Raw genomic sequence first — 11,476 nt, 5'->3', positions numbered from 1 at the left:
TCAGATTCGCTTGCCCCAGCAGGCCTTGGAGGCGTACCAGGGGTTGGTGCCCTGCTGGTTGTAGAGCTTGACGGCCTTGGCCCACTGCTCGGAGCTGGAGGCGTTCTGGGGCAGTCCCGCGCCGCCGAGTCCGTGCCAGGTCGACGGCAGGAACTGGAAGAGGCCACCGGCGCCGATGGAGTTGACCGCGCGGGGGTTGCCGCCGGACTCGCACGGGATCACGGCGGACAGGAACCGCTGGGCCGAGGCAGGGTGGCTGGCCGCGTGGGCGGGCGTGGTGACGGCGAGGCCGGTGCCGACGGCGGCGGCGAGGGCGGGGCCGAGAACGAGCGCGCGGACGCGGTTGGAGATGCCACGACGAGCCAAGAGTCTTCTGGTCCTTTCCCACGCCTACGAAGACGGACACGCGCGGCAGTCCACCGCCGCAGGAAAAGGTTCGGCGGGAAACCACGAAAAGGGCTGCGCTGGCCGTGACACGTGTGGACGGTGTCCGACGGTCCGTCTCCGGTCCCTGCCATCGGGTCCGAAGCCTGTGCGCCGTGTGGCGGGGGCAGTGATACGGCGTCCCGCCCGGCGTGTGCCCCGATCGGGCACTGCAAACACCATGACAGCCAGCCCGGGCGCCTGGCAAACCCCGAAAACAACGTGACCCGCATCACCGGCATTGGAAGCCGAAAACAAATACCGCCCGGCCGGGAAACGGGTCGGTAATCGTCGCCCCGCGCACTCGGCCGCCGCCGCCGCGTGGCAATACTTCACCAGGGTGACCGGGTCACCACCGACCTGCGCGCCCCGTCTATCCACCCGCCACCCCCCGTCAATGTCTGTGACGAGCGCCACAGCGAAAACCCGCCATCCGACATCGACGTTGTTAGGCTGATTTGGCGGGCGCCTTCGCGCGACTTCCTGGGCCAGGCCCAGGCGGCACGTTCCACCACCTTCGGCGGTCTTTGGGCAGTTGGACCGGATTGGTTGTCGGTGCTGCGCGAGGCCGGCCGCGGGGTCAGCCAGGCCGGCCGCCGGGCTAGAGGGCCAAAGGGTGTGCGAAAATGATCTTCCTTCGCACGCCCGGCGGCCGTTGTCCCCAGGATCACTAACGGGTCGCGACGGTGGTGGTGTCCCGGCCGGAACGCAGCAGGGTGCCGGGGGTGGCGCCGGTCGGCTGGCCGTCGGCGACGATCTGGACGCCGCCCACGAAGACGGCGGTGACGCCGACCGAGCCGGCGGTGAGCCGGGCGGCCCCGGCCGGCAGGTCGCGCACGAGCCGCGCGGGCTCGGAGTCGACCGTCGCCGGGTCGAAGACGATGAGGTCGGCGGCGTTGCCCTCGGCGACGACGCCGCGCCCGCGCAGGCCGAACGCCGCGGCGGGCTCGCCGGTAATCATCGCGACCGCCCGCTCCAGGCCGACGAGCCGGCGCCCGCGCAGGCAGTCGCCGAGGAAACGGGTGGGGTAGGGGGCGCCGGCCATCCGGTCCAGATGGGCGCCAGCGTCGGAGCCGCCGAGCAGCACGTCCTCGTGCTCCCAGGTCTGCGCGCGTAGCGCCCAGGACTCGGGGTTGTTGTCGGTCGGCATCGGCCAGAGCACGGTGCGCAGCTCGTCGGCGGCGGCGATCTCGACCAGGGTGGCGAACGGGTCCTGGCCGCGCTCGGCCGCGATGTCGTCGACGACCCGCCCGGACAGGCCCTCGTTCGCGGGGGAGTAGGTGTCTCCGATGACGTAGCGGCCGAAGTCCGCCAGGCGCCGCAGGACGCCGGCCTCCGGCGCGTCCGCGGCGGCGAGCATCCGCTCCCGCACGTCCGCGTTTCGCAGGGCCGCGATCCGCTCGGGGAGGGACAGGCCCATCACCTCGCCCCAGCCCGGGATGAGGTGCAGGGCGCAGAACGTCCGCAGACTCATGTTCATCGGGACCAGCGTCGGCATGGTCAGCGCGATCACCCGTCCGCCCAGCTCGCGGGCCCGCGCCGAGGCCGTGAGCTGGCGCGGCACCCGCTCCGGCGCGGCGGCGTCGATCGTCAGCACGTTCCAGTTCAGCGGCCGCCCGGCCGCCGCCGACAGCTCGGCGAGCAGCTCGATCTCGTCGTCGCTGAACATGTTCAGGCAGCCCGGGACGATGCCCTCCAGGACCGTTCCCTCGTGGTCGCCCACCGCCCTGGCGAGCGCCGTGAGCTCGCCCCGGTCCGCCCAGCGGGAGGCGACCGGCTGGCCGTCCCCATCGCTGTGGGTGCCGGACAGGGTGGTGGAGAGGCCCAGCGCACCTGCCTCGAGCGCGGCGTGCAGGCCGGCGGCCATCGCGGCGACCGCCTCATCCCCCGCGGCCGAGCCGACCGCCGCCGGGCCCATCACGTAACGGCGCAGCGCGCAGTGCCCGACCAGGAAGCCCGCGTTGACGGCGATCCGGCCGTCCAGCCCGTCCAGGTACTCGGCGAAGGACTCCCAGCCCCAGGCGACACCCGACTCGAGCGCCTCCAGCGGCATGCCCTCGACCCGCGCCATCATCCGGCGCAGATAGTCGGCCTCGTCCTGCCCGCCCTGCCCGCCCTGCCCGCCATCCCCGCTCTGCCAGCCGGCGCCGCCGGGCCCGGCGCCGCGCGGGCGCAGCGGGGCCAGGGTGAAGCCGCAGTTGCCGCCGAGGACGGTCGTCACCCCGTGCTGGCTCGACGGTGTGGCGTACGGGTCCCACCACAGCTGGGCGTCGTAGTGGGTGTGTACGTCGATGAACCCGGGGGAGACGACCAGGCCGGTGGCGTCGACGGTCACCCCGCCGGCCGGCGCCTCGGCGGTCCCGATGCTGCCTGGGGCGCCGACCGCCACGATCCGCCCGTCCCGCACGCCCACGTCGGCGGCGCGTGCTGGCGCCCCGGTGCCGTCGACGAGCAGCCCACCCCGCACGACCATGTCGAGCACTGCGCTCTCCTCCCACGCGACGTCCCGACATTAGCTCTGAACCTGACGACCCGTCAGGTTCTTGGGTGGAAGCCTGTGCACCGCCCCCGGCCGCTGGCCACCGACGTGCGCCGACGGGTCGACCGTGCCCTGACGAACGGTCAGGAAGTCGCTGGATCGCTTTCGCTCGGAGGGGAACCTGTTCTAGTCTGTGGCGGCGCTCACGTCACCAGGGAGTATTGCCGCGACCACGGGCGCGGGCCTCCGGGCCGTCGCGACCGCCCGCTGACGCGTACCGGCCGGCGGACGCCCCAGACACGAACAGACCGCTGGACCGAACACGACCGCAGGACTGACGACGGAGAGGTCCGATGGCCCGCAGACACGTCCTCCCGATGTTCCTCGGGACAACCGGACCTACCAGATCGCTTCGCGATCCGGCAGGAACCCCGGCCGGGCGTGCGAAGAAAGATCATTTTCGCACGCCCTTTGGCCTCCCGGTCGGCCGCCGGCGCGCACGACTCGCGCCGGTTCTCGCCGCCGCCAGCGCCCTGCTGGTCATCGTGGCCGGCTGTACCCGCTCATCGGACGAGACCGAGACGGGCGGTGGCGGCTCAGAGGCCCCGGCCACGTCGGCGCCCGCCGCCGCTCCCGGCGACTTCGGCACCGAGAAGGGCATCTGCGGCCCGGGCACCGCCTCGAAGGCGACCGGCCGCGGCGTCACCGCCACGTCGATCACGATCGGCACCTTCGGGGACCCCGGCAGCACCATCACCCCGGGTCTTGGCCAGGAGTTCTTCGACGTCGGCGAGGCGTTCGTCGCCTGGTGCAACAAGGCCGGCGGCATCAACGGCCGCCAGTTGGTCCTCAACAAGCACGACGGGAAGCTGACCGACGTCGCCGCGCGCATGATCGACGCCTGCCAGACCGACTTCATGATCGTCGGCGGCGGCAACGCCGTCGACGCCCCCGGCGTCCAGCCGCGCGAGGAGTGCAAGCTCGGTTCGGTCCCGGCCTACGGCGTCTCCCCGGAGGCGCTGAACGCCAAGCTGCAGGTGCGCGCCCAGCCGAACACGGCCGCGCGTTACCCCGTCGGCGGCTTCCAGTCGATGGCCCGCCTGTACCCGGACGCGATGAAGGCGCTCGGCGTCGGCGGCAGCACGCTCGGGACGCTGCGCCCGCAGGGCCTGCGGCTGCAGGAGGGGCTCACCCAGCTCGGTTTCACCGTGGCCGACTACCAGGAGCTGCCGCCGCTGGTCACGAACTTCCGCCCGTTCGTCGAGCAGCTCAAGAACAAGGGCGTGCAGGGCTACCAGCCGATCGGCCTCCAGGACCCGTCGCCGCTGGTCACCGCGATGAACGACGTCGGCCTGTCGCTCAAGTTCATGATCTTCGAGAACCAGCTGTACGACCCGCTGACGATCCAGGCCGCCAAGGCGACGAAGTTCCCGACGACCTACGTCGTGCTCGACCACGTCCCCTGGGAGCTGGCCGCGCAGAGCCCGGTGGCCCAGGAGGCCGTCGACCTCGTGCACGCGACCGTGCCGAACGCGAAGCTCACCGACTTCACCGCGCTGTCCCTCAACGCCTGGGTGCTGTGGGCCAAGTCGGCGACCGCCTGCGGCGATGACCTCACCGCCGACTGCGTGCTCGGCAAGGCCGGCGCCGAGAGCGCTTGGACCGCCGGCGGCCTCTACCCGGAGCGCAACCTCGTCGCCGGCCAGCAGAAGACCACGAACTGCTACCTGCTGATGAAGGTCACGCCGGACGGCTTCGTCTACGACAAGGACGCCACCGGCCCGAACAAGGGCTTCTTCAACTGCGACGACAAGAACGTCGTGACGCTCGCCAACCCCTTTACCGACGTCTCCGGCTGAGCGGTCCCGGGTGGACATCGGCATGATCTACTTTGGAGCGGTGACGTGAGCAGCGAGCCGGAGCACGGGCCGGAGACCCAGCCGGAGACCGGGTCAGAGCCCAGGCTGGGCACCGGGCCGGAGCCCAGGCCGGGCACCGGGCCGATCAACTTCGCGGACATGCTCGAACTGATGGCGGACGCGGTGCCCGACCGGCTCGCGCTGGTGGCCCCGCCGGTCCGGCTGACGTTCGGCGAGCTCGACGCCCGCGTCGACCGGGCGGCCCGGCTGTTGCGCGGGGCCGGCGTGCGCGCCGGCCAGCATGTCGGGATCTACGCGGTGAACCGGGCTGAGTGGGTCGAGTCGATGTTCGCCTGCATGAAGCTGCGGGCCTCGTCGATCAACATCAACTTCCGCTACGTGCCGGCCGAGCTCCGCTACCTCATTACCAACGCCGACCTGACGGCGATGGTGGTCGAGCGCCGCTACCTGCCCACCGTCGCCGAGATCCTCGCCGACGCGCCGGACCTGCGCGTGCTGGTCGTCCTGGAGGACGGCACCGACCCGGCCGACGACGGCGGGATCGGCGCGCTCGCGGGCTCCGCCGGCGCGCTCGCCGACCGTGGGATCCGGGTGATCGGCTATGAGGACGAGCCGGCCGACGGCGGCCCGGTGCGCGCCCCGCGCAGCGGCGACGACGTGTTCGTCCTCTACACCGGCGGCACCACCGGCATGCCCAAGGGCGTCCTGTGGCGCCATGAGGACCTGTTCCATGCGGCGATCGGCCGCCCGCTGCCGGACGGGTCGGAGCCGCGGGCGCTCGCCGACACCCTCGCCCACACCGCGAACCCACCGCTGAAGTACATGGTCATGGCGCCGCTCATGCACGGCGCCGCCGAGTTGAGCCTGCTGATCAGCGTCGGCACCGCCGGGACGGCGGTGCTCTGGTGCGGCCGCCACTTCGACGCCGACGGCGTGCTCCGCCTGGCCGCCGAGGAGCGGGCGACGTCGATGACCGTCGTCGGCGACGCGATGGCCCGGCCGCTCGCCGACGCGCTGAAGGCGGCCCCCGGCCGGTACGACCTGTCCGGGCTGCTGGCGTTCTCGAACACGGGCGCGCCGATGTCCGGCCAGGTCCGCGACGACCTCGCCGCCGCGCTGCCGAACGTGTTCCTGCTCGACTCCTACGGCGCCTCCGAGTTCGGCCACAACGGCAGCGCGGCCGGCGGGCGCCGCGTCTTCCAGCTGACCCCCGACACGGCCGTGCTCGACGAGAACCTCGAGCCGGTCGCGCCGGGCTCGCCGGAGCCGGGACGGATCGCCCGGCGTGGCGCCATTCCGCTCGGCTACTACAAGGACAAGGAGAAGACGGACGCGACGTTCCTGCGCGACGCCCGCGGCGTGCGCTGGGTCGTGCCCGGCGACCTCGCGCTGGCCCACGAGGACGGCACCGCCCAGCTGCTCGGGCGCGGCAGCACGGTGGTGAACACCGGCGGCGAGAAGGTCTTCCCCGACGAGGTCGAGGACGCGCTCAAGGCGCACGAGGCGGTCTTCGACGTCGCGGTCGTCGGCGTGCCGGACGAGCGGTACGGCGAGCGGGTGGTCGCGCTGGTCGCGCTGCGCGCGTCGGCGACGGCGACGGCGCCATCACCGTCACGGGCGGCGGCGCCGCCCGGCGGGCCGACGACCGCCGCGGAGCTCCTCGCTCATGCCCGCGTGCACGTCGCCGGCTATAAGGTTCCCAAGGAGATCCACATCGTGGACGCGATCGCCCGCAACCCCGCCGGCAAGCCGGACACGGTCTGGGGGCGGACGACCGCGCGGCGCCTGTCCGACGAGGCCGCCGCGGCCGAGGCGCGGGCCGCCGCGGCCCACGCCCCCGAGGAGGCGAACGCGTGACCACCACCGCCGAGACGTCCGGCAGCGCGCCCGCGGCCGTCGCCGCGACCCAGGCTCCGCAGTCGGGCGACCTCTACCGGCCGTCGTTCCTGCCCGACCTGCTCATCGCCGCGCTCGGGCGCAATCCCGACAAGCCCGCCGTCTACATCGGCGACCTCGCGCTGACCGCCGCCGAGGTGGCCGCCGAGATCAGCCGCTACGCGCAGGCCTACGCCTCGGTCGGCCTGCGGGTCGGCAGCCGGACGGCGATGCTCGCGCCGAACCGGCCCGAGGTCCTGTTCGCCATGGGCGCCAACATGATCACCGGCTGCCGTTCGACGTCGCTGCACCCGCTCGGCTCCGTCGACGACCACGTCTACGTGCTCACCGACGCCGAGGTCGAGACGCTCGTCGTCGACGAGAAGTTCGCCGACCGTGCCGCCGTGTACCTGGAGCGGGTGCCGACGCTGCGCCAGGTCCTCACGTTCGGCCCGACCGACCTGGGGCCCGACCTGCTCGCGCTCGCCCCCGGCTTCACCCCGGCGCCGCTGCGCGCCCCGGCGGTCGGCCCCGACGACGTCGGCGGCCTGACCTACACCGGCGGCACCACCGGCCGCCCGAAGGGCGTGCTCGGCACCTACCGCAACGCCGCCGCGATGACGCACATCCAGCTCACCGAGTGGCAGTGGCCCGACGAGCCGCGCTTCCTCATGTGCACCCCGCTCAGCCACGCCGGCGCGGCGTTCTTCATCCCGGTGCTGCTGCGCGGCGGCTGCCTGGTGGTGCTGCCCGGCTTCGAGCCGGGCGCGGTGATCGACGCGATCGAGAAGTACCGGATCAGCGCGACCATGCTGGTCCCCACGATGATCTACGTGCTGCTCGATCACCCGAAGCTCGCCACCGCCGACGTCTCCAGCCTGCGCACCATCTACTATGGCGCCGCCGCGATGTCGCCGGCCCGGCTGGCGGAGGGGATCAACCGGTTCGGCCAGGTCTTCTTCCAGTACTACGGCCAGTCCGAGTCACCGATGACGGTCACCGTGCTGCGCAGGGAGGAGCACGACCTGTCCCGGCCGGAGCGGCTGGCCAGCTGCGGCCGCCCGGTGCCGTGGGTACGGGTCGCGCTGCTCGACGACGACGGCAACGAGGTCCCGGACGGCGAGCCGGGGGAGATCTGCGTGCGCGGGCCGCTGAACTGCGGCGGCTACTGGAAGCTGCCCGAGCAGACCGCCGAGCTGTTCAGGTATGGCTGGCTGCACACGGGAGACATCGCCCGGCGCGACGAGGAGGGCTACCTCTACATCGTCGACCGCAAGAAGGACATGGTCATCTCCGGCGGTTTCAACATCTTCCCGCGCGAGGTCGAGGACGTCCTGTCCGCGCACCCGGCGGTGGCCGCCGCCGCCGTCATCGGCGTCCCCGACGAGAAGTGGGGCGAGGCGGTGAAGGCCGTCGTCGTGCGCCGCCGCGGCGTCACCGTCCCCGACGACGAGCTCGCCGCCGAGCTGACCGCGCTCGTCCGCGACCGCAAGGGCCCCCACCACGCGCCGAAGACGGTGGACTTCACCGACTCGATCCCCGTCAGCCCCCTCGGCAAGCCCGACAAGAAGACGCTGCGCGCCCGCTACTGGTCCACGACCGCCCGCCAGGTCAACTGAGCGGGCGCCACAAGCCCGAGCGTCGCCCCGCGGAGTCGCGGTACAAACGGAGGCACCGGACCGAGGTCCACCCGCCCGCCGCCAGGCCCGTCCTGCCGCCATCCGTCCCGGCCCAGCCGGGCCCAGTCCTGTCATCACCCGGCGCGGCGGGTTCCGTGCCATCGCGAAGAGGAGCTTCCATGCCCGTCATCGTCGCCAGCGTCGTCCCGAAGCCCGAGCATGTCGACGAGGTGCGCTCGGCCCTGCTCGACGCCGTCCCGGCGGTGCACCAGGAGCCGGGCTGCAAGCTCTACTCGGTGCATGAGACGCCCGGGAAGTTCTACTTCATCGAGGAGTGGGCCGACGACGCGGCGCTTGCCGCCCACTCCGGCTCGCCCGCCCTCGCCGAGATGGCCAAGCGCCTCGACGGCCTGACCGACGGCGCCTTCGACCTCGCGATCCTCACCCCCCTCCCCGCCGGCACCCCCGAGCAGGGCCAGCTGCGCCCCTAGCCGGCGTCCATCCCTTTGGGGCCGTGCCTGATCAGGCATGCCTCTGCGCCGCGCCTCCGTTCTGAGAGCGGAAATCCTGGCGCAGGCGGCGGATCGCGTAGATCACGCGGTATCTGGCGTGGCCGCGGAAACGGTGCAGCGGCCACAGGGCGGTGGTGCCCTCGACCGGGCTGGCGTGCAGCAGCAGGTCGTGGCCGGCCGCGCGGATGCCGGTACAGACGGCGACGTGGTTGACGGGGAAGTCCCCGAAGTTCAGCAGCTCACCGTCCTGGTAGCGCGGCACGAACTCCTCCAGGCACACGCGTGGTTGGTCCGTGCCGAGCCACACGAGGTCGCCCGCCCGCAGCTCTGCCAGGGCCGGGACCGGCTCGAAGCGATCCAGGTCGTAGAACAGCTCCAAGGACTGGAACTCGGCGGGAAGGACATAGCCGAACAGGTCACGGATCACCAGGTGGGCCAGCGTGACGCAGTTGAGCCCGTCACGCTGGGCGTCCACCCGGTGGCGGACTCGCGCCGGGCCCTGGGAGAAGACGTAGCGGAACGGGGGGTCGAGATAGGACCGGAAAACCTCGTTCACTCGCGCCTCCTCGGCGCAGCGTAGCCGGCTTCGACACGGCGCTGCCTGGTTTCCAGCCGGTGGGGACCTGCCCTCAACACGGTGCGGTGGGCGTCTGCCGCCGCGCTGGCGGTGCCTACCGCGGTCCAGGCTCGGCGGCTCCGAAGAGCTGGGCGACGTAGCGGGTCGGCGGGTTCTCGGCGAGATCGGTGGGCTTGCCCTCGGCGGCGACCGCGCCGGCGTCGAGGATGACCACGCGGTCGGCGAGGCCGGCCGCGTCCGTGGGGTCGTGGGTGACAACCAGGACGGCGGCGCCGGTCGCGGGCAGCGTCGCGCGCAGGAAGGCACGCAGATCGACGCGGGTGGTCGCGTCGAGCGCGGCGAGCGGCTCGTCGAGCAGCAGCAGACGGGGGCCGGTGGCGAGCGCCCTGGCCAGGGCGACCCGCTGGGCCTGGCCGCCGGACAGGGTCGCCGGCCTGCGCGGGCCGAAGCCGGCCAGGCCCATGCGGTCCAGCCAGGCGTCTGCCGCGGCGTGCGCGTCGCGACGGGAGGTCAGGCGACGGGCACGCAGGCCGAAGGCGACGTTGTCACGCACCGACATATGCCTGAACAGCAGATAGTCCTGGAAGACGACGCCGACGGGCCGGTGGCGCGGTTCGACGAACCGGTCGGCCGCCGCGTCGTCGAGCACCTCGCCGTCGAGCGCCACCAGGCCGTCGCGCAGGGGCAGCAGCCCGGCGAGCGCCGCGAGCAGGCTGCTCTTGCCGGCCCCGTTCGGCCCGAGCACCCCGACGACCTCACCCGGCGCGACATCGAGCGCGACGTCCAGGGTGAACGCCTCGCGGCTGACGACCACCCGCGCCCGCAGCCCCGCGGCGCCCTCCTGGACGGTCACACGGCCGCCCGGCTGACGGCGTCCCGCGCCGCGGGCAGCCAGCGGCCGCGCAGGGCGGCGAGCACGACGACGGAGGTGACGAGCAGGACCAGGGACAGCGCGATCGCCGCATCCGAGTCGCTCTCCATCGCCGAGTAGACGGCCAGCGGCATCGTGCGGGTGGTGCCGGGGAGGCTGCCCGCGAAGGTGATCGTCGCGCCGAACTCGCCGAGCGCCCGCGCCCAGCACAGCACCGCGCCCGCCCCGATCGACGGCGCGACCGCCGGCAGGGTCACCCGGCGGAACGTGTACCAGGGTGAGGCGCCGAGCGTCGCCGCCGCGTCCTCGTAACGCCGGTCGGCGCTCAGCAGCGCGCCCTCGACGGCAACGACGAGGAACGGCATCGCGACGAACGTCTGGGCGACCACGACGGCAGTCGTGGTGAACGGCAGGCTGACGCCGAACGCCTCGTACAGGTAGCGCCCCGCGACGCCGCGCCGGCCCGCGGCCAGCAGCAATGCCACGCCGCCGACGACGGGCGGCAGCACCATCGGCAGGGTCACCAGCGCCCTGGCGAGCCCCCGCCCGGGGAACTCCACCCGCGCGAGCAGCCATGCCAGCGGAACGCCGAGCAGAAGGGACAGCACCGTCGCCACGGTTGCCGTGCGGATCGACAGCCACAGCGCCTCGCGGACGTCCGCCTCGCGCAGCAACCTCGGCAGGCTGTCCCACGGCGCCCGCCACACCAGCCCGACGAGCGGCAGTAGCAGCAGCAACGCGCCGAGCGCCGCCGGCACGACCAGCGGCCATGGCAGCCCACCGCCCCGCCGGCCGCGTCCCCGGCGCACCCGCCGGTTCGGAGGCCGGCGGGCCGGTCCGTGCCTACGGCCTGGTGCCGGCGCATCGACCGCCGGCGTGGCGGCCGAGGCCCGGGGTGACCCGTCGTTCTCTCCCGTGGAGCCGTGTGCGGCCAGCGCCGGCACGTGGTCCGATGACGAGGCCGCGGCCCCGCCATCGCGTGACACCGCCCCGCCTCCAGACAACCCCGCCTCCGACGGTCCGCCGCCAGACGGCCTGCCGTCGGACGGTCCGCCGCCGGACGGGCCGCCATCGGACGGCCTTCCGCCAGACAACCCGGCGTCCGACGGTCTGCCGTCGGACGGCCGCCGGGCTGGGGGCTCGGCGCCGCCGCGCGCGGGCGCCTTCGCCGAGCCTCGATCGGGCGGCACGGCCCGCGGATCAGCGGGGCCGCGGGCGCCGGCTCCGGGAGCTGTCATGG

General features: G+C 73.3%; 9 protein-coding genes. 4 read left to right on the top strand and 5 right to left on the bottom strand.

Annotated elements, in window-relative coordinates; translation table 11 throughout:
• Together QOZ89_RS41555 and QOZ89_RS41550 are read right to left on the bottom strand one after the other, a co-directional pair.
• Complete coding sequence (locus QOZ89_RS41555) at positions 1-366, bottom strand: transglycosylase family protein (RefSeq protein ID WP_071049824.1); 366 nt, start codon at positions 364-366, stop codon at positions 1-3.
• A gap of 727 nt (positions 367-1,093) precedes the next feature.
• Positions 1,094-2,896: an N-acyl-D-amino-acid deacylase family protein gene (locus tag QOZ89_RS41550; RefSeq protein WP_241841724.1), complete on the bottom strand. Its 1,803-nt coding sequence runs from the start codon at positions 2,894-2,896 to the stop codon at positions 1,094-1,096.
• 359 nt (positions 2,897-3,255) lie between these two features.
• Between QOZ89_RS41550 and QOZ89_RS41545 the strand changes: the two genes are divergently transcribed.
• From QOZ89_RS41545 to QOZ89_RS41530, 4 genes are all read left to right on the top strand, one after another.
• On the top strand, positions 3,256-4,761 hold the full coding sequence (locus tag QOZ89_RS41545) for an ABC transporter substrate-binding protein (protein WP_083418630.1): 1,506 nt from the start codon (positions 3,256-3,258) through the stop codon (positions 4,759-4,761).
• A 45-nt stretch (positions 4,762-4,806) separates the two neighbouring features.
• The gene (locus QOZ89_RS41540; protein WP_083418629.1) at positions 4,807-6,639 is read left to right on the top strand and encodes an AMP-binding protein; all 1,833 of its coding nucleotides are present in this window, start codon (positions 4,807-4,809) and stop codon (positions 6,637-6,639) included.
• Positions 6,636-8,276, top strand: coding sequence for an AMP-binding protein (locus tag QOZ89_RS41535; protein WP_083418628.1), 1,641 nt, complete (start codon positions 6,636-6,638; stop codon positions 8,274-8,276). The genes QOZ89_RS41540 and QOZ89_RS41535 overlap by 4 nt, the downstream gene beginning before the upstream one ends.
• Before the next feature lie 179 nt (positions 8,277-8,455).
• Positions 8,456-8,767, top strand: coding sequence for a putative quinol monooxygenase (locus tag QOZ89_RS41530; protein WP_071048871.1), 312 nt, complete (start codon positions 8,456-8,458; stop codon positions 8,765-8,767).
• A gap of 31 nt (positions 8,768-8,798) precedes the next feature.
• Here the strand turns inward: QOZ89_RS41530 and QOZ89_RS41525 are convergent, their stop codons facing one another.
• The 3 genes from QOZ89_RS41525 to QOZ89_RS41515 all read right to left on the bottom strand — a co-directional run bounded on the left by QOZ89_RS41525 (position 8,799) and on the right by QOZ89_RS41515 (position 11,045).
• Complete coding sequence (locus QOZ89_RS41525; protein WP_071048870.1) at positions 8,799-9,344, bottom strand: hypothetical protein; 546 nt, start codon at positions 9,342-9,344, stop codon at positions 8,799-8,801.
• A 115-nt stretch (positions 9,345-9,459) separates the two neighbouring features.
• Complete coding sequence (locus QOZ89_RS41520) at positions 9,460-10,218, bottom strand: sulfate/molybdate ABC transporter ATP-binding protein (protein WP_071048869.1); 759 nt, start codon at positions 10,216-10,218, stop codon at positions 9,460-9,462.
• The gene (locus QOZ89_RS41515; RefSeq protein WP_071048868.1) at positions 10,215-11,045 is read right to left on the bottom strand and encodes an ABC transporter permease; all 831 of its coding nucleotides are present in this window, start codon (positions 11,043-11,045) and stop codon (positions 10,215-10,217) included. Before QOZ89_RS41515 ends, QOZ89_RS41520 begins: the two co-directional genes overlap by 4 nt.
• Positions 11,046-11,476: the final 431 nt, after the last annotated feature.

Source organism: Pseudofrankia coriaricola, assembly GCF_032027725.1.
In the GTDB taxonomy this organism is placed as follows: Bacteria; Actinomycetota; Actinomycetes; order Frankiales; family Frankiaceae; genus Pseudofrankia.
This window is presented reverse-complemented; position numbering and strand designations above follow the sequence as displayed.